Consider the following 18,642-nt stretch of genomic DNA (forward strand, 5'->3'; position numbering starts at 1 on the left):
TTTACTACATTAGTGTTTCGTTAAAGTTATATGTTACAAAATTAAATGATTTTACCGTCTTTCATTGTTAATTTTCTGTCTGCCATTTCTGCTAAATCTTCGTTATGCGTTATCAAAACAAACGTTTGGCCGTATTCATCTCTTAATTTAAAGAATAATTCGTGCAAATTTTTTGCAGATTCACTGTCGAGATTTCCACTTGGTTCATCAGCCAAAATTACTGATGGATTGTTAATTAAAGCTCTTGCTACGGCTACTCGTTGTTGTTCTCCGCCGGAAAGTTCGCTAGGTTTATGGTTTATTCTATGGTCTAAGCCTAAAAAAGATAATATTTCTAGAGCTTTAGTTTCGGTTTCTTTTTTAGATTTATTTGCTATAAATGCAGGAATACATACGTTTTCTAAGGCTGTAAATTCGGTAAAAGTTGGTGAAATTGAAAAATAAAACCAATATGATTGTTTCTAAATGAAGAGAGGTCTTTATCAGATAAGTTTTTTAAGGAAATATTATTTATTGATAATTCGAAATCTTGCTCTTTTAAAGGTTTGTCTAAAGTACCTAAAATTTGTAGTAAAGTGGTTTTACCAGCACCGGAAGGACCAACAATTGCAACAATTTCTCCTTTTTTTACATGTAAATCGACTCCTTTTAAAACTTCAACATCATCATAATACTTATGAATATTTTTTCCAATTATCATATTTCTTCAAATTTAAAACGAATGTATAAAAAAGAAATCAGAAACACTTATGGAGCGTTTCTGATTTCAAATTCAAATCTTAAATAATATAGTAACTAATTAGCTAAAAATATTTTTTATACGATTGTAGTCGATAAAGTATACAAACCTTACAGATAAAGTGTGTTGTTGTGGTTGATCGAATAAATTATCTAAGTTTTTGAAGAATTTTAAGCCGGAATTATTGTTAGAATCAAAGATAGAATTTCTGTAAAATACTATTAGTTGACTTCCTGGTGCAAATTGCCGAAGTAGTTTAAATCTAAATTCCAGCTGTTAAAATTTAAATCGTTTGTATTATAATTGTTGTTTTCAGCCAAACTTCCATCGCTATTTAAATTGTAAAAACTATTGTACTCAACATCACTCCAATAATGTCTAAAACTTAAAGATAAAGAAGAATTTGTGCTAAAACTATATTTACCGAAATAGTATTTGTGTAGCTTTTTCGATCTCTTTGCCCAAATACAATGTTGTTATTTACTTGGTCTACATAACCTTGGTCATTTTTAGTTTTATTATAATTTAATCGATATTGAAGCGAAAATTGATTTGTAAAACGGTAACGCGGACTAATACTTACGCCATAAGATTGCTGCGGATGATTTGTGAAATTTGTAAAATATCCGTTGGCATTAAGTTCTAATTTTTTCTGAGAATTTGTAGAAATCCAACCATTTACATTCATTCTTTCCTGGTCTTTGAAAGAAAATACCGCTTGTTGTACCTTGTCTTGGCTCAAAATAATCTCGATTTTTAGAACCGTAGTTTAAATTACCACCAAACGTGAAACGTTTTTTAGTTTGTGCGCTTGCGTTAAAGCCAGCTTCGTAACCAGTGTAAGCACCAGAAAAATGCTGAAAATTAACCTGATTATAAAAGTTAAAACTATAATTGTTAAATTTTTTGGTTGGTTGTAAAGTTCTCCAACCTGCGCTGCCATAAATGGCTTGCTGGTCATTAGAAAACAAAATACCTAAATCATTTGGATTAAAATCTTTGTTTTCAAAATTATAACCAATTTCCCAGTTCCAATGCCCGAATTGTATCCAAAGCTATTATCAAAAGTATAACCGGTATTAGGGTTGTTTATATCATCAGAAATATTACTCATTTTAAAAGATCCATCTGCATTGTATTTGCTGTCTTTGGTTTCTATGTGCCAATCTAAAGCGGTAACGTTTGCATCTCTAAATCGACCATCTCTAGTTACATTTGTATTAATTAAAGTAACCGTAGAGTTTTGGTTAAACTGTTGGTCTAGAACCATGATGTTGTAATTCGAAAACGGATTTGTAGTTTCTTTTACGGTGGTTACAGTATTTGTTGTGGTTCCGCCGGACATTTGTTCTGTGGTTGTTTTTATTGTTGCTTCTGTAGTTTCTGTAATCGCATTAAAAAAACCAATTCCTAATCCGCTTTTAGTTCGTCCGAAATTTTAATCGCATTTAACATGGTAACTTTACCAGGATAATCTATTATTTCTTCGTTAATTCGTCTTCCATTTGCATCAAAATTTTCTTCTTTTATTAAGTTTGATGCTACATTAAATTGATCTATTGGTCTACCACCAACTCTTCTAGAGTAAAATAAATTTCCTTTATTAAAAAGTTCTGTTCCTTCTGTAAAAAATTGTCTTTGTTCTGTAAATTGTTGTTCGAATGGACCTAAATTTAATTCAACATTATCGAAACCAACCTGACTAAAATCCGGAATTAAGGTTGCATCTAAAGTAAAATTGTCTGTTAAACCATATTTTAGGTCCATACCAACACTGTAATCATACTCTGTTTCTCCATCAAAACTAATTGAAGTTGCAGAAGCGTATGGATACAAATTTAATCTAGTTGGGGAGTAATATTTTTAAAACCTTCTATTAAACCGTCATATTGAGTCCATCTTCCAACAGAATTATCAATATGTGTCCAAGTATGTTGTTCGTTTAATTTTTCTAGCCTTCTATGAAAATTAAAACCCCAAGATTGTACAGGTCTATTTGCAAATCTAATTGCCCTATATGGTAGTTTAATTTCTACATTCCAGCCTTTGTCTGTTATTTTTGTAGCGCTTTCCCAAACGGCACTCCAGTTAAAATCTTCATTACCGTTAGAAACTTTTGCATCTCCTTGATTACCGGTAACTTGAACTATGAATTCAAATGGGTTTTGACCGTCGTCATTAGGGTTTATAGTAACTAAGAAAAAATCTGCTTGACTAAAATTATCTCTAACCGCAAACTCTTGCGGAATATTTTCTGGATCTGGATCTAATAATTTTGCAGAAATATAAACGGCATCATCATCATAAGCTACTTTTACAAATGTTTGGTATTCAGAAGAAACTAATTTACCATTGTCCGGTCTAAAAATTACAAAATCTGATAATATTTCGGCATTTTGCCAAGCTTCATCATTTAATAATCCGTCTATTTTTGGAGCTTTGGTAACTCTTTGTGTAGTAACTGTCTTTCTGTTTTTGTTGTTTTGAGCTTGTGAAATTAAGACAGAAAACAGTACTAATTTAACTAATAAAATTCTTTTAAACATTTGATTTTGGTTGATTTACGTTTAAATACAAAGCGAAAGTATCTAACCTTTAGAGACTCGGTTCATAAAATTGTGTTAATTATAGTAAAGACTTTACTTTTTTAGAAGTGTTACAAATAAGAGGTGTTAAAAAAATCTTAAAGAAATATATAGATATTTTTTATTTAAAAGATTGCAGTTATAACCAATGAATTTGTATTTTTGTTTCTGTTAAAAACATTCACAAAATGAACTTACACGAATATCAAGGTAAAGAAATATTAAATAGTTTTGGAGTTAGAATTCAAAGAGGAATTGTTGCAAACACTCCAGCAGAAGCAGTAGCAGCTGCAAAAAAACTAACTGAAGACACAGGTACAGGTTGGCACGTAATTAAAGCACAAGTTCACGCAGGTGGTCGTGGTAAAGGTGGTGGTGTTAAGTTGGCAAAAAACTTAGACGAAGTTAAAAGTATTTCTGATGATATTTTAGGAATGATGTTAATTACGCCTCAAACGTCTGCAGAAGGTAAATTAGTTAACCAAGTTTTGGTTGCAGAAGATGTATATTATCCAGGTGATGAAGAGCCGGATGAATATTATATGTCTGTTTTATTAAACAGAGCAACAGGTAAAAATATGATTATGTATTCTACAGAAGGTGGAATGGATATAGAAACTGTTGCAGAAGAAACTCCGCACTTAATTTTTACAGAAGAAGTAGATCCATTATTAGGATTAATGCCTTTTCAAGCACGTAAAGTTGCTTTTAATTTAGGATTATCTGGTGTTGCATTTAAAGAAATGACAAAATTTGTTACAGCTTTATATACTGCTTACATCAAATCAGATTCTTCTATGTTTGAAATCAATCCTGTATTAAAAACATCTGATTCTAAAATTATGGCAGTAGATGCTAAAGTTTCTTTAGATGAAAATGCATTATATAGACATAAAGATTATGCAGCAATGCGTGATTTAAGAGAAGAAAATCCAATAGAAGTAGAAGCGAAAGCTGCTGGTTTAAATTATGTAGATTTAGACGGAAACGTTGGTTGTATGGTAAACGGAGCTGGTTTAGCAATGGGAACTATGGATTTAATTAAAGAATCTGGAGGTGAGCCTGCAAACTTTTTAGATGTTGGTGGTACTGCAGATGCTGCAAGAGTAGAAACTGCATTTGGTATCATCTTAAAAGATGAAAACGTAAAAGCAATTTTAGTAAATATTTTTGGTGGTATTGTACGTTGTGACAGAGTAGCACAAGGTGTTGTTGATGCTTACAAAAATATGGGAGATAAAATTACTGTGCCAATTATTTGTAGATTACAAGGTACAAATGCTAAAGAAGCAAAAGAATTAATTGACAACTCTGGTATGGAAATTATTTCTGCAACAGAATTTCAAGAAGCTGCTGATAAGGTTCAAGAAGTTTTAGAAGCTTAATTCTTAAAAAAATATATTTAGTTAAAACGTCTCAATTTTATTGAGACGTTTTTTTATTTCATATTTTAAATTGTATTTTTAAACTATGACATTTAAAATAAGATTTTTTGCTATTGTAATGTTGCTGTTTTTTGTTCAAACAGCAACATTACAAGCCAATGATTTATTTTTGAGGCATTCTAATTCTATAAGAGTTTTTCAGGATAATACAGTATTAATTAAAAAAATTAAAGCTAAAATTAATGCTTTAAGCAAAAGAAGAGATAAGCTAAAAGAACTAAAAAAGTGGTCTAATTCTCAAGAGAAAAAATATAATTTACAATTGAGTAAGCTTAATAAAAGTTTAAATAAGTTAGGAGAAGAATCTGAAATAATTTTAAATGTAGAGCAAATTGTTTCTAAGCTCCAAAAACAATTGAAGTATTTAAATAATGCAAGAGTTAATAGAGTTGCTAAAAATAAATTCACCCAAAAAGACGATTCTATTTATAAACGAAAAGCAGGTAAATTAATTGATAGTATTTTAAGGTTAAGAAGAAGTGTTGAGTAATTTTAAAGATTTATTAATTTATTTAAAAATACGAATTTATATAGCATTGTAAATGTTTTGATAGTTAATTTAGTATCCCATTAGAGAGAACAGGATAGGAGAGTATATTTTAATTTTATTTTTAGATAAAATAATATAAAATTTACCCTAGAATTAAAAATTATTACACAAAAATTTAAGCACTAACTTTTTGTGCTACTTTAGTAGCTTTAGTAGCTTTAGTAGCTTGCGAACAAGAAAATAGTTTCTTGATATTAGAAGAAAATGTTTCTTCAACAAAAAAACTTTGGGTTATTTTTATGATGTTGAAAAGTATTTTATTAGTAAAGTTTTAATGAATTAAATTTTCTCCTTTAAAACTGCAATTTCATCACGTAATTTTGCAGCAACAATAAAATCTAAATTTTTAGCTGCAGCTTCCATTTCTTTTCTTTTATCTCGAATTCTTTTCTCTATTTCTTCTTTAGGTAAATATTGTAAATCTTGCTCTGCGGCAACTTGTTTTGCGTTGTCATAATGATAACTTGATACTGCAGATTTTGACAAAGTATCGTCTATTTTTTTATTTATTTGAGTAGGTTTGATGTTGTTCTTGGTATTGTATGCTATTTGTTTTTCTCTTCTTCTATTAGTTTCATCAATAGTTTTTTGCATACTTTTAGTAACCTTATCAGCATACATTATAGCCAAACCATTTACATTTCTTGCAGCTCTACCAACAGTTTGTGTTAATGATTTTACATTTCTTAAAAATCCTTCTTTATCTGCATCTAAAATAGCAACTAAAGAAACTTCGGTAAATCTAGTCCTTCTCTTAATAAGTTTACGCCAATAAGAACATCAAATAACCCTTTACGCAGGTCTTGCATTATTTCAACACGTTCTAAAGTATCAACATCAGAATGAATATATCTACACCTAATACTTACTCTAGTTAGGTATTTTGTTAATTCTTCAGCCATTCTTTTGGTAAGAGTAGTAACCAAAGTACGTTCATCTTTTTCAACTCTTATTTGAATTTCTTCGATTAAATCATCAATTTGATTTAAACTTGGTCTTACTTCTATTGGTGGATCCAATAACCCGGTTGGCCTAATAATTTGCTCAACAAAAACTCCTTCTGTTTTTTGAAGTTCGTAATCTGCAGGTGTTGCAGATACAAATATTGTTTGATTTTGAATAGCTTCAAATTCTTCAAATTTTAAAGGTCTATTGTCCATCGCGGCAGGTAATCTAAACCCGTATTCAACTAAATTTTCTTTTCTACTTCTATCTCCGCCATACATTGCATGAGTTTGTGGTACGGTAACATGGCTTTCATCAATCACCATTAAATAATCATTAGGAAAATAGTCTAAAAGACAGAAAGGTCTTGTACCGGGTTCTCGTCCGTCTAAATATCTCGAATAATTCTCAATTCCGAACAATATCCTAATTCTCGAATCATTTCTAAATCGAATTCTGTTCTTTCTTTTATTCGTTTAGCTTCTAAGTGTTTACCAATTTCATTGAAAAAATCTACCTGTTTCATCATGTCTTCTTGAATCTGATGAATTGCATTTTGTAAAACATCCGGAGAAGTAACAAATAAGTTTGCAGGATAAATACTTAATTCTTCAAAAGAGTTAATGACTGAATTGCTTTCTAAATCGAAAAGTTCTATTTCTTCGATTTCATCACCAAAAAAATGAATTCTATATCCATTATCACCGTAAGACGGATATATAGTTACAACGTCTCCTTTAACTTTAAATGTTCCGCTTTTTATTTCGTGTTCTGTTCTAGAATATAAACTTTGTACTAATTGATGTAAAAATTTTGTTCTAGAAATTTGTTGACCTACTTGAATAGGAATAACATTCTTTTTAAATTCCGTTGGATTACCAATACCATATAAGCAAGATACTGACGCTACTACCAAAACATCTCTTCTGCCGAAAGTAGGGAAGAAGTGGTGCTTAATCTTAACCGTTCGATATCTTCATTTATAGATAAATCTTTTTCTATATAAGTTCCGGTTACCGGAATATATGCTTCTGGTTGATAATAATCATAGTAAGAAACAAAATACTCTACTGCATTGTCAGGAAAAAATTGTTTAAACTCAGAGTATAATTGTGCTGCTAAAGTTTTGTTATGAGCCAAAACCAAAGTAGGTTTTTTAACCTCTTTTACAACATTTGCAACTGTAAATGTTTTACGCGAACCTGTTACACCTAATAGCGTTTGAAATTTCTCGCCAGCATTAACACTTTCTGATAATTCTTTTATTGCTTGTGGTTGATCTCCGGTAGGAGAAAAGTTTGAAACTAATTTAAAATCCATGTTGTAAAAATACGGATACTAAATGAGAATTTATTTTCTTAATAACGAAAAGTGACCAGTTTGTTTTCTAATATTTCCGTTTACATCTTTTAGAACGGCGTTGTACCAATAATCATTTGTGGGTAAAAGCTTACCATTGTAAGTTCCGTTCCAACCATTTTCTGTTTTTAAGTCTATAATTTTAAGAACTTTACCAAATCTATCAAATATTTGTAAATCAACACCAGTATAAAAATTATTATCGATTCCGAAATGTTCCAAGTATCATTAACACCATCTCCATTTGGTGTAAAATGTCTCTGAAAATAAATAAATGAAATTTCATTTGTATTTATAATTCCGCATTCATTTCTATCTCTAATGTAAATTTTATTAAGACCGGTTGGTACATTGGTAAAAGTATACGATAAATTAGTATCACCTTTTTTAAATTCGGTTAAAGAGTTGTTATTTAAGGCGTATTCATAATCACCTAAACCCTCTACATTTATAGTAATACTATTGTTAAATCCTTCATCTTGATTATCAATGTATTTTATTGAAATGTTTTCTGCGATGCTAGATTCTAGAACAGAAAATGTTTTATAACCAGTAGTTTCTATATTATCTTCATTTCCTGGTTCGTTTTCATAAAACCTATTAATTATTACTTTGTAATCGCCACCTTTATTAATGGTTAAAGACGAATTTGTTTCATTAGGAATTTCTACAGAGTTTAAATACCATTTGTAACTATCTATAGAGTTACCAGTTTCTGAAACAATACTTTTAGTTTCTAAAACAGGAGAATTGTTTGGGAAATTTAAACATATAATATTAGGGTTAATTACATTTAACGGTTCTGAAGCTTGTTAACAAACAAGCTAAATTCTGCAATACCTTCACATGTATTTCCTTTAGAAATTCTTAAATAAATTTTTGTGTTATTTCCGTATCTGTTTGCAGTGTAAGGTGCCGTTATTTCGTTAGTTTCTTTTGCTGCATCTTCTGAAGTTAAATAGTATTTAAATTGATATTCACTTCTATTAAAAACACCAGATGAATTAGAAATTACCTTATCGATTTTCTCATCTAAATTAAAAGCGGCATCGTTAGACCCTTCACTATAATTTGTTAAATCTGTAGATGCGTTTATTTCTGCTTTGTAAATGTTTTTAAGTTGATTAAAGCCAGAAGTTGTTGGTGTAACTTTTAATTCTATTTGACCAAATACAGAACAACCAGTTGTATTATTAGTAACTTTTACTTTTAAAACATGTGAGCTTGTTATTGCAGCTTCTTTATTAACGTAGCCAACTTTATTAATTATCGGTGTATCATCTAATTCAAAAAACTCAACAGATACATCAGTAGCGTTATTTGATAATTCGATTTCTTTTGTTTCTAAATTGAAAAAAGTTTTTCCGTCTAAAGAATTAGTGTCATAATCACATTGAGTGTAAATTATTGAGTTGTTTATTGTAGGAATCGATTGAAATTCTACTTCTACAGAACTATTGTATGTTTTGTCATTACCACAACTATCTGTAGATTTAATTTCTAAATTATATTTTCCGAGCCTAAATTAGTATTTGTAATTTCTAAGCCTCTAGTGGTTATTATAATTGAAGGATCTCCTTCTTTTGTCCAAAGATACTTGTATGTGCCTAAAGAAACTTCTTCTAGTTCTGGCTCTAATTTTAAACTTTGATCAGCACAAACATTCTGTTTACTATTGCTTAAAACAATTGTAGGGTCGTTTACATCTACAATATCAACAGGTTTAAAAAAGATTGTAAAAAAGGAGGTAAGCCTTGGGTAGCTCTACCTGTGCCTAGGTCGACAGCTTCATTAATATAAATAACATTACTAGCATCGGCATCTCGGATTTTCGATAACACCAAGAAAAGGGGTTCCCGGTATTGAATTATAAATTTTTCCGTTAGGACCTAATTGTAAACCACTTCTATAACCCGTTTGAGAGCTAATTAACACCTTAGTATCAGCAACATCTGTTTTTGTCAAATCAAATTGGTAAATGTTGTTTTGTGAATTAAATGTAGATACATATAACTTATTAGATTGTTTAGAGAATTCTACTCCATAAGGAGCTCCTTCAGTATTCGGTTCTGTTAGTCTTTTTATATTTCTGCTTACTACCCCTGTATTAATATCAAAATCTAAAAGTACTAAGCTACCACCTCCAAATGAACCAAATCCTTCATTGTAATCTGCCATTGCAATTTTAGAGCCATCTGGAGATACTTTTAAGTAACCTCTTTTATCAGTTAAGTTGTAAAAAACGCGACTAATTACAGGGTTATTAATATCAACTCCTGCGCTTGTAATTTCATAGGCGAAAAATTGATTTTCTACTACTGATAAAGCCCGGATAGAACCACAACTACCTTGAACTGCAGTAACTTTTTCTGACCAAGAATAAGATAAGTCTTCACCAGTATATGGGTTTGTATCTAAACTAACGGGGCGAGATGTAACTTCACCTAAACCACCGTTTAAAGACAAGTCTATGGTGTAAAAGTTAAAACCAGGATTAACAGGATATGTTGTGTTACCAACAAAATTAGTACCAACTGTAAAAAGATAATAAATGTTTTTATTCGTTGGGTTTGGCACAAATAAAGCAGATTGCGTACTCGAAGGGTTTCCTTCTAAAGAAGTAGCTAGTCTACCATCAGAAAAAGTCATTATTTCATGTTTCGAGTTGTAAAGAGTTATTCCGTCTGAATAAAATAATAAATCACCGTCTGAATTAGAAATTGATGAACATCCTTCATCTGTACTTAATTTACCATTGTTGAGAGCTTTTGGTTCTCCGCTACTAAAATCTAAACCTGCATTTTCTCCAAAATACCAAAAATTAGCTTCTTTTTGTGCGTAAAAGTTGAGAGCAAAAATTAATATAAAAAATGTAAATAAATTTCTCATTTGATGTAATTACTATGAATTCATCAAATATATTTAAAATGTACTACAAATCTCTCTTTTTTAACAATGTAAAAGATAAATAAATAAAAATAAAAGTCCATACAGAAGCAATTACAACTGCAGAAAAATCTACAGTGTAACTTTTTGTAAAGGTTTCTCCTATTTGGTTTGCTACAGACCTAACAGCCCCTAATCTAGTAAAAGGTTCTTTTATTAAATTTGCCATAGATTCGAAAGGTAAAAACTGCATTACGCTATCTACTTTTTCGCTTGTGTTTTCAGAATCTTTAAAAGTCCGAATAAATATCCTTTAAACATGCTTTCTACAAATAACCAAACAACCATTGCTCCAACTGCAAATGCAGATCTTTTTACTAAAATTCCGAAGAATAACCCCATAGAAAAGAAGGCTACTAACTTGATAAAAAAGGCTAATAAATATTGTAAATCAGAAGTTATAATTGTCAATTCATTATAATCAGAATAAATTAAACCTAATACTAAAGAGACAAAGAATACGAATACAGTTGAAACAAAAGCAAAAACAATTACTGTATAAAATTTAGATAGTATAAATTCTTTTTTACTTAAACCATCAATTAAATTTTGTTTTAAAGTTTTGTAACTGTACTCATTTGCCATCATAGACACAATAACTAAGAGTAAAAAGAACTTTAAAATTGCAGCAATGTAGGTGTTAAAATGCCAAATGTATGGGAAATTAAAAATTCCTATTTCTGCCAAATGAAATTTTATTGGACCAATATCAAACTTAATTGCAGCAATTAATGCAATGCAAGTTAAAAGGCCAAAATAGATAAGTGAAAGTACTTTACTAGCTTTATTATGTTTTAATTTATGAAACTCTATAGTTAATAATCTTAACATGATGTTTGGTGTTTTTTGAAAGTTGATGAATGTTTTAAAACGCTGCTAAAACAATGAATTAGTTGTTGTTTGTTAAATCTAAAAATTGCTGTTCTAAACTTGGCTTACGTTTCACTAAATGACTTAAAGTTATTCCTTTTTCGAATAGAAAAGTATTTAATGTTGTTGCAGAAATAGCATCGTTTAAAGTAGCGATAATAGTTTCGTGCTCTTTTGTTACCTTATTTATAGAAGGATGATTTTCTAATTCTAAAAGTAATTTTGCTTCATCATCTTCAACTTTTAATTCAAATAAACCGTTAGAAGCGGTCATTTCATCAACTCTACCGCTATAAAGTTTTACTCCTTTTCTTATTACAACAACATGCGAGCAAACTTTTTCTACTTCGTCAAGTAAGTGCGATGCTAATAAAATTGTTGTACCTGTACTAGCAATTTTATTGATTATTTGTCTAATTTCATGAATTCCTTGTGGATCTAAACCATTTGTTGGTTCGTCTAAAATTAAAATTTCTGGATCATTTAGCAAAGCAGATGCAATTGCTAAACGTTGTTTCATACCTAAAGAAAATGTTTTAAACTTGCTATTTCTTCTCTCGAAAAGATTTACAGTTTTAAGTTTCTCGTCTATTTTATCTGTTGAAATTCCTTTGATAGTACAAATCAATTTTAAGTTTTGTACAGCCGTCATGTAAGGATAAAAATTAGGTCTCTCTATAATTGCACCAACTTTTTTTAAGGCTTCGTGCGTAGATAATTTTCCGTCGAACCAAGAAAATTCTCCGTAAGTTCTATTAACTACATTTAAAATAATTCCTAAAGTGGTAGATTTTCCACTTCCGTTGGGACCTAAGATTCCGTATACATTTCCTTTTTTAATATCAAAAGAAAGATTGTTTACTGCGTGTACGGTTCCGTATTTTTTATCGAGGTTTTTTAAAGATAAGATAGTTTCCAAAAAGTTGAATTTAGTCGGTTATGATAGTAAGACGACTAATTTACAATTTTGTTACTTAAAAAAAGGTATTTATTTAAATTGCTTATTTTAAGTGATTTGAGAGTTTTTGAATAATAGGATATTAATATTCGTTGAAATCAAAATCATCAAAAGGATCAAAATCATCTTCATCTTCATCAAATTCTGAATCTAATTTTTCTGCCACAAATTCTTTTTCTGGTGCTTCTTTTGGAATTTCTCCTACAGATAATATAGTTTGTGGTAAATCTTGTTTTTCATCCGAAGAAATATCTACAACATCAACATAAAAAGTCCACATATTTAAAAAGTCGTAAACATAAATAAGCTTGTCATTAACATTAGGTAATGTTTCTTTTAAAACACATGTTTGCATCGAAATACCTTCACCGGCTTCTGCCATGTTAAATAACGGGATTTCTTCTCCTTGATTCCATTCGTCATCCGTTCTATAAAAAGACGCCATTTCTTGCCCTTCAAAACCAAAAGATTTTGCAATTGTAAAATGTAAATCTTCTAAATTAAAAGAATTACTTACAATTATTGTTCTTAAAATGTCTTCTTTAGTGTCTAAAATTACGCGTATTTTGTACATAGAATGGTTTAACTTTTCAGTTGCAAAAATACAATTTTTTATACGTATTTTTACATAATTAATAATAGATTATGGATAAAACAAGTATTTTAAAATCATTTAACGAGCGTTCTAAAAACACGTTAATGGAAACTCTTGATATTGAATATGTTGCTGTTGGAGACGATTTTTTAACAGCCAAAATGCCAGTAAATTCTAATGTACATCAACCTTATGGGCAGCTTCATGGTGGGGCAACTGCCGCGTTAGCAGAAAGTGTTGGTAGTGCAGCTTCTAACTTTTTTATTGATAATAAAACTCAATTTATTAACGGAATTCAATTGTCTATAAATCATATAAAAAGTAAAAGAGAAGGTATGGTTTACGCAACAGCTAAAAATATTCACAAAGGTAAAACAACACATCTTTGGGAAGTGAAAATTGTTGATGAAAACGATGCTTTAATTTCTGTTGCTAAAATGACAAACATAGTTCTAGATATTCGTAAAAAATAATTTCAATTTGAATAATTTACTCGATACAATTGCTAAACATTTTTCTAATAATTTGCCTTTTGTTGCATACAGAAAACCGAACAAAAGTTTGGTTACTGCTTTTTTGCTAAAAGATAATAGTTTAGAATTTACATCAGAATTTACAGAAAGTGGTTTTGTTTTTGCGCCTTATAAAAAAGAAGAAAAGGCAATTTTATTTTCTGATAAAAAAGCTTTAATTATTTCTGAAAACATAGATACACAAGAAAAATCTCTAAGAGATGATATAGCAACTAGTTTAGTTGATTCTGTTAGGGACAAACACATAAATATTGTAGATAAAGCTGTAGAAACTATAAAAACTAGTAATTTACAAAAGGTTGTTATTTCTAGAGAAGAACTTGTGAAATTAAATCCTGTAAACATTTTAGAGATTTACAAAACATTGCTATCAACCTACAAAAATGCATTTGTTTATGTTTGGTTTCACCTGGAAATTGGTTTGTGGTTCGGTGCTACACCAGAAACGTTATTAAACTTAAAAGGCACTAATTTTAAAACAATGTCTTTAGCAGGCACTCAAGTAAATATCAACAAAAAAGACATAATTTGGAAGTCTAAAGAATTAGAAGAGCAGCAATTGGTAACTAATTTTATAGAAACACAATTACAACCAATTTCTAATAATTTAATTATTGATAAAACAGAAACAATTAACGCTGGAAGTCTTTTGCATTTAAGAACTAAAGTATCTCGGAATTCTAAGCGAAAAATCTAATTTAAAAGAATTGATTAGAGCTTTACATCCAACACCTGCGGTTTGTGGTTTACCTCGAAATTTAGCTAGTAATTTTATAGATTCTAATGAAGGTTATAGCAGAACATTTTATACAGGTTTTTTAGGTGAGTTAAACTTTAATGTTTCTAAAACAGCAATTCGAGAAACAGCTTTATTTGTTAACTTAAGATGTATGAAAATTAAAGAAAATACAGCTTATATTTATGTTGGTGGCGGAATTACAAAAGATAGTATCGCAGAAAAAGAGTGGGAGGAAACAGTTTCGAAATCTAAAACCATGAAACGTGTTTTAAACTAAAAATATAAATATAAAAAAACCGCAAATAGTAAATTTGCGGTTTTTTAATTTTTGTGTAAAATTTGAATTTGAATTGAAATTGTATATAATGTAATAAGAGATTAATTACTCTTTATTTATTATCTATTTCTTTTGAGTTGTTAAATTTAAGCAAATTTTTTGAATAAACTTATATATCATCGAAAGAAATGTCTGTAAAACTTTCTGTAGAAGCAGTTTCTTCTGTAGTAGTTTTAGGCTCTTCTTTCTTAAAATCTTTCTGATGACGCTCACTAATTACTTCATCTCCTTTTTCATTTATTATATAATCTGTTGCTTTTTTTAGCATTTCATGAAAATCTGTAAAATCTTCTTTATATAAATAAATTTTATGTTTTTGGTAATGAAAAGTTCCGTCATCGTGAGTAAACTTTTTACTTTCTGTTACCGTTAAATAATAATCGTCTGCTTTTGTTGCTCTTACATCAAAAAATACGTTCTTCTTCCTGCTCTTAATACCTGTGAAAAAATTTCTTCCTGTTCAACTCTCTCTGCCATGTTCTTTTAAATAGTAGTTATGTAGTTTATTATTAGTAACAAATCTAATAAAATATTTTACTTAGCAATGTTAAAGATTAATTTTCTTTTTCTAAAAGTTGTTGTTCATATAAATCTTTGTAATAGCCTTTTTCTGTTATTAATTGATTATGAGTACCTTGTTGACTAATTTTACCATCGTCTAACACAATTATTTTATCAGCATTTTTAGCAGAAGAAACTCTATGACTAATAATAAAAGTGGTTTTGTTTTTAGAAACTCTTTTTAAATTTGTTAGTATTTTTTCTTCAGTTTCTGTGTCTACTGCAGACAAACAATCATCAAAAATTAAAATTTTAGGATTCTTAATAATTGCTCTTGCAATTGAAACTCTTTGTTTTTGTCCTCCGGATAATGTTACACCTCTTTCTCCTAAAACAGTATCATACTTGTTCGGGAAATCGATAATATTTTTATGAACATCCGCATCTTTTGCAGCTTGTATAATTTGTTCTTCTGTTGCATCTTCTTTTCCGAATTTAATATTGTTACCAATACTTTCAGAAAACAAAAACGGATCTTGTGGCACAAAACCAATTTGATTTCTAACATCATTTAGGTTTGCTTGTTCAATTGGTTTATTATCAATTAAAATTAAACCTTCTTTTGTGTCGTATAATCTTGCAATAAGCTCTATAATTGTAGATTTTCCAGAACCGGTTTTACCTAAAATAGCGATTGTTTCACCAGGTTCTGCGGTAAAATTAATATTTTTTAATGCCGTAATATTTGTGTCTTCATATGTAAAGGTTACGTCTTTAAATTCTACTTTACCGTTTAAAACTGTTGGTTTTGTGTTATTATTCTCAATATCTGGCACTTGTTCTAAAAACTCGTTAATTCGAACTTGCGAAGCTTCTGCTTGTTGTATCATAGAAGTTACCCAACCTATTACTGCAACAGGCCAAGTTAAAATATTTACATAGAGCATAAATTCTATAATTGTACCAATTTGAATTTCATCATTTATATATTGTTGCCCACCAATGTAAATAACAATAATATTGCTTAAACCAATAAGAAGTACCATCAAAGGAAAAAAGTGCATTTGCTTGTTGTAAATGAATGTTTTTCTCTTTGCTTTTATCAGCAATTTCATCAAAATCTTTGATAATAGATTTTTCTATTCCGTAAGATTTTACCACACCAATTCCGGAGAAAAACTCTTGATTAAAAGTGGTTAATTTTGATAAATATTCTTGTACGATACTACTTCTTTTGTGAATTACTTTACTTAAAACGAAAATAGAAATTGATAAAACAGGGAAAGGTATTAATGTATACATGGTTAGTTTTACATCAATATTTATCATTTGAGTAAAACCAACTACAAGCAAAACAATCATATTCATGCTATACATTACTGCAGGACCAACGTACATTCTTACTTTAGAAACATCTTCAGAAATTCTATTCATTAAATCTCCTGTTCTATTTTTTTTGTAAAAATTTAAAGATAAGCGTTGGTATTGTTGATAGATTTCGTTTTTTAAATCGAACTCTATTAACCTAGAAGTTACAATAATGGTTTGTCTCATTAAAAAAGTAAAAAAACCAGCTAAAATTGCTACACCAATAATTATCAATACATTAATTAAAAGTTGATGTTTTACAAGTTCGATATCGGTAATTGTTCCGTTTTGGTAATCTTCTACAATATTTAAAGAATCGCCAACAATTTGCGGAACCTTAAGTGCAAGTAATTTAGATAAAATGGTAATTAAAATACCAATTAATAAACGCCATTTATACTTTATAAAGTACTTATTTATATATTTTAGAGCTTTCAATTTTTAATTTGAAGTTTTAGAGATAAAAATACTACTTATTGCAATTGTATTTATTTAATTAATGTTAAAAGAAATACAAATAAGAAGTACTTTTTAATGAAGTACGAAGATACATTTTTATAAATAATTTACTGCTTTTTTTGCCTTTGGAATCTTGATATAATAAATTGAAAAAAGAAATTAAAATAGATGTGTATTTAGAAGTAAAATAATATTATTTTTGTGGCTCGTTAAAAACCAAAACCATCGTGTTTTATTTCATAAAAGTTCTTTAGAAAAAATGATTAACAGAAGACATATTCGAGTTAAAGTAATGCAATCTGTATACGCAATGTTGCAGTCTCATAATGATGACATTATTAGAGAAGAAAAATTCTTAAAACACAGTGTTTTAAAAATGTTTGATTTATATGTGTTAAACATGCAGCTATTAGTAGAAGTACAAAAATTAGCTGCAAAGAAAATTGCACTTTCTAAAAAGAAAATTCTTGCTACAGAAGCAGATTTAAAACCAAACACAAAATTTATAGACAATAAGGTAATTAATATTATTGCCGAAAGTGTAAGTGTAGAAGGATATTTAGAATTAAATAACCTAAAACATTGGGAAGACAACGATGAGTATGTAAAGATTATTTTCGAAGAACTTCAAAACAGCGATTTGTATAAAAAATATATTGCTACAGAAGAAGATTCTTTTAAAATAGACAAAGCTTTTGTTATCGATTTCTTTAAAGAAATTATTGCACCAAATGAGAAGTTAGCAGAGTTTTATGAAGATGAAATGATTTCTTGGGTAGATGATATTCCTTTTGTAAATACTTGGGTTGTTAAAACTTTAAGCAAACAAAAAGCAAACGGATTGTTTGTTTTAGGTTCTTTATATAAAGATAAAGATGACGAAGAGTTTGTGTCTAAGCTTTTTAGAAAAACAGTTTTAAAACAAGCAGAGTATAAGCAAATTATAGAGGATAAGACACCTAATTGGGAGTCTGATAGAATTGCAGAAATAGATATGATTCTTTTACAAATGTCTATTGCAGAGTTTTTTAACTTTCCGTCGATACCAACTAGAGTTTCAATTAACGAGTACATAGAAATTTCTAAAGACTATTCTACAACTAAAAGTAGTTATTTTATAAACGGAGTTTTAGATAAGATTTCTAAAGAGTTTATAGCAAATAACAAAATTGTTAAAATAGGTAGAGGACTTATTTAAAATATGTAAACACAAAATATTTTATTAATTTTACAAAAAATAGATTTACAATGAAAAAAATATCATTCTTATTCGCACTTTTAATAGCATCAACTTTTATGGTTTCTTGCGATAGCGGAAGTGCAACAACAAAAATTAACAAAGCTAACTTAGATAATGCAAAATCTAGAGATGCAGAAATTAAAAAAGGAGTAGCTACAATTTCTTTAGACAAAAAAGAGTACGATTTTGGTACTGTAAACGAAGGGGATATTGTAGAAACTGTATTTAAAGTAACAAACTCCGGTAAAACAGATTTAGTTATTACAAACGCAACTGGTTCTTGTGGTTGTACGGTTCCTGTGTGGCCAAAAGCACCAATTAAGCCAGGAGAAACTGGTGAAGTTGCTGTTAAGTTTAACACAAATGGTAAACCAAACAGACAAATGAAAACTGTAACTTTAACTACAAACACAGAATCTGGTAGAGAAGTTTTAACATTAAGAGGTTCTGTTACACCTAAAGCTAAATAATCA

General features: G+C 29.2%; 15 protein-coding genes and 6 pseudogenes. 7 read left to right on the forward strand and 14 right to left on the reverse strand.

The window, feature by feature from the left end; all coding sequences use genetic code 11:
• Positions 1-41: 41 nt before the first annotated feature.
• From ACZ1HD_RS06370 to ACZ1HD_RS06395, 6 genes and pseudogenes are all read right to left on the reverse strand, one after another.
• Positions 42-700, reverse strand: a pseudogene (locus ACZ1HD_RS06370) (ABC transporter ATP-binding protein).
• Positions 701-799: 99 nt separating this feature from the next.
• Positions 800-1,012: a DUF5916 domain-containing protein gene (locus ACZ1HD_RS06375; RefSeq protein ID WP_472689296.1), complete on the reverse strand. Its 213-nt coding sequence runs from the start codon at positions 1,010-1,012 to the stop codon at positions 800-802.
• Complete coding sequence (locus tag ACZ1HD_RS06380; protein WP_472689297.1) at positions 961-1,206, reverse strand: DUF5916 domain-containing protein; 246 nt, start codon at positions 1,204-1,206, stop codon at positions 961-963. Before ACZ1HD_RS06380 ends, ACZ1HD_RS06375 begins: the two co-directional genes overlap by 52 nt.
• Complete coding sequence (locus tag ACZ1HD_RS06385; RefSeq protein ID WP_472688943.1) at positions 1,125-1,427, reverse strand: DUF5916 domain-containing protein; 303 nt, start codon at positions 1,425-1,427, stop codon at positions 1,125-1,127. The genes ACZ1HD_RS06380 and ACZ1HD_RS06385 overlap by 82 nt, the downstream gene beginning before the upstream one ends.
• A pseudogene (locus tag ACZ1HD_RS06390) lies at positions 1,375-2,575 on the reverse strand (DUF5916 domain-containing protein). Before ACZ1HD_RS06390 ends, ACZ1HD_RS06385 begins: the two are co-directional and overlap by 53 nt.
• A gap of 2 nt (positions 2,576-2,577) precedes the next feature.
• Entirely contained in the window at positions 2,578-3,285 is a 708-nt protein-coding gene (locus tag ACZ1HD_RS06395; RefSeq protein ID WP_472688944.1) for a carbohydrate binding family 9 domain-containing protein, read from the reverse strand.
• A gap of 227 nt (positions 3,286-3,512) precedes the next feature.
• Between ACZ1HD_RS06395 and sucC the strand changes: the two genes are divergently transcribed.
• Entirely contained in the window at positions 3,513-4,709 is a 1,197-nt protein-coding gene (gene sucC, locus ACZ1HD_RS06400) for an ADP-forming succinate--CoA ligase subunit beta (protein WP_077808997.1), read from the forward strand.
• 85 nt (positions 4,710-4,794) lie between these two features.
• Positions 4,795-5,259, forward strand: a complete 465-nt coding sequence (locus ACZ1HD_RS06405; protein ID WP_375240316.1) for a hypothetical protein — start codon at positions 4,795-4,797, stop codon at positions 5,257-5,259.
• Positions 5,260-5,598: 339 nt separating this feature from the next.
• On the opposite strand, the pseudogene uvrB reads toward ACZ1HD_RS06405, so the two are convergent.
• From uvrB to ACZ1HD_RS06435, 6 genes and pseudogenes are all read right to left on the reverse strand, one after another.
• Positions 5,599-7,584 (reverse strand): annotated as a pseudogene (gene uvrB / locus ACZ1HD_RS06410) (excinuclease ABC subunit UvrB).
• 30 nt (positions 7,585-7,614) lie between these two features.
• Positions 7,615-7,845, reverse strand: a complete 231-nt coding sequence (locus ACZ1HD_RS06415) for a T9SS type B sorting domain-containing protein (protein WP_472688945.1) — start codon at positions 7,843-7,845, stop codon at positions 7,615-7,617.
• A gap of 1,587 nt (positions 7,846-9,432) precedes the next feature.
• Positions 9,433-10,512 carry a YncE family protein gene (locus ACZ1HD_RS06420; RefSeq protein WP_472688946.1) on the reverse strand — a complete coding sequence of 360 codons (1,080 nt, stop codon included), beginning with the start codon at positions 10,510-10,512 and terminating at the stop codon, positions 9,433-9,435.
• A 43-nt stretch (positions 10,513-10,555) separates the two neighbouring features.
• A pseudogene (locus tag ACZ1HD_RS06425) lies at positions 10,556-11,400 on the reverse strand (ABC transporter permease).
• Between the two features lie 58 nt (positions 11,401-11,458).
• Positions 11,459-12,358, reverse strand: a complete 900-nt coding sequence (locus ACZ1HD_RS06430; protein ID WP_472688947.1) for an ABC transporter ATP-binding protein — start codon at positions 12,356-12,358, stop codon at positions 11,459-11,461.
• Positions 12,359-12,479: 121 nt separating this feature from the next.
• Positions 12,480-12,971 (reverse strand): IS1096 element passenger TnpR family protein, encoded by a 492-nt coding sequence (locus tag ACZ1HD_RS06435; RefSeq protein ID WP_079738590.1) that lies wholly within the window; start codon positions 12,969-12,971, stop codon positions 12,480-12,482.
• A 71-nt stretch (positions 12,972-13,042) separates the two neighbouring features.
• On the opposite strand from ACZ1HD_RS06435, the gene ACZ1HD_RS06440 reads away from it, so the two are divergent.
• From ACZ1HD_RS06440 to ACZ1HD_RS06450, 3 genes are read left to right on the forward strand one after another with little or no spacing between them, the layout of a single operon-like run.
• Positions 13,043-13,465, forward strand: a complete 423-nt coding sequence (locus ACZ1HD_RS06440) for a PaaI family thioesterase (RefSeq protein ID WP_077809006.1) — start codon at positions 13,043-13,045, stop codon at positions 13,463-13,465.
• A 7-nt stretch (positions 13,466-13,472) separates the two neighbouring features.
• On the forward strand, positions 13,473-14,222 hold the full coding sequence (locus ACZ1HD_RS06445) for a chorismate-binding protein (RefSeq protein WP_472688948.1): 750 nt from the start codon (positions 13,473-13,475) through the stop codon (positions 14,220-14,222).
• A 10-nt stretch (positions 14,223-14,232) separates the two neighbouring features.
• Positions 14,233-14,541 carry a chorismate-binding protein gene (locus ACZ1HD_RS06450; protein WP_472688949.1) on the forward strand — a complete coding sequence of 103 codons (309 nt, stop codon included), beginning with the start codon at positions 14,233-14,235 and terminating at the stop codon, positions 14,539-14,541.
• A gap of 169 nt (positions 14,542-14,710) precedes the next feature.
• Here ACZ1HD_RS06450 and ACZ1HD_RS06455 read toward each other — a convergent pair.
• Together ACZ1HD_RS06455 and ACZ1HD_RS06460 are read right to left on the reverse strand one after the other, a co-directional pair.
• A pseudogene (locus ACZ1HD_RS06455) lies at positions 14,711-15,078 on the reverse strand (PUR family DNA/RNA-binding protein).
• A gap of 77 nt (positions 15,079-15,155) precedes the next feature.
• Positions 15,156-16,908, reverse strand: a pseudogene (locus ACZ1HD_RS06460) (ABC transporter ATP-binding protein).
• Positions 16,909-17,188: 280 nt separating this feature from the next.
• Between ACZ1HD_RS06460 and nusB the strand changes: the two are divergent.
• The gene (nusB, locus tag ACZ1HD_RS06465) at positions 17,189-18,127 is read left to right on the forward strand and encodes a transcription antitermination factor NusB (protein ID WP_079739025.1); all 939 of its coding nucleotides are present in this window, start codon (positions 17,189-17,191) and stop codon (positions 18,125-18,127) included.
• 50 nt (positions 18,128-18,177) lie between these two features.
• Entirely contained in the window at positions 18,178-18,639 is a 462-nt protein-coding gene (locus ACZ1HD_RS06470) for a DUF1573 domain-containing protein (protein WP_340934188.1), read from the forward strand.
• Positions 18,640-18,642: the final 3 nt, after the last annotated feature.

The organism is Polaribacter sp. HA6-7 (assembly GCF_055693625.1).

Excerpts from the sequence above, each read along its gene's own strand:
- ACZ1HD_RS06385 (WP_472688943.1), bottom strand. The coding sequence starts at position 1,427 with ATGAATGTAAATGGTTGGATTTCTACAAATTCTCAGAAAAAATTAGAA.
- ACZ1HD_RS06395 (WP_472688944.1), bottom strand. The coding sequence starts at position 3,285 with ATGTTTAAAAGAATTTTATTAGTTAAATTAGTACTGTTTTCTGTCTTA.
- sucC (WP_077808997.1), top strand. The coding sequence starts at position 3,513 with ATGAACTTACACGAATATCAAGGTAAAGAAATATTAAATAGTTTTGGA.
- ACZ1HD_RS06405 (WP_375240316.1), top strand. The coding sequence starts at position 4,795 with ATGACATTTAAAATAAGATTTTTTGCTATTGTAATGTTGCTGTTTTTT.
- ACZ1HD_RS06420 (WP_472688946.1), bottom strand. The coding sequence starts at position 10,512 with ATGAGAAATTTATTTACATTTTTTATATTAATTTTTGCTCTCAACTTT.
- ACZ1HD_RS06435 (WP_079738590.1), bottom strand. The coding sequence starts at position 12,971 with ATGTACAAAATACGCGTAATTTTAGACACTAAAGAAGACATTTTAAGA.
- ACZ1HD_RS06440 (WP_077809006.1), top strand. The coding sequence starts at position 13,043 with ATGGATAAAACAAGTATTTTAAAATCATTTAACGAGCGTTCTAAAAAC.
- nusB (WP_079739025.1), top strand. The coding sequence starts at position 17,189 with ATGATTAACAGAAGACATATTCGAGTTAAAGTAATGCAATCTGTATAC.
- ACZ1HD_RS06470 (WP_340934188.1), top strand. The coding sequence starts at position 18,178 with ATGAAAAAAATATCATTCTTATTCGCACTTTTAATAGCATCAACTTTT.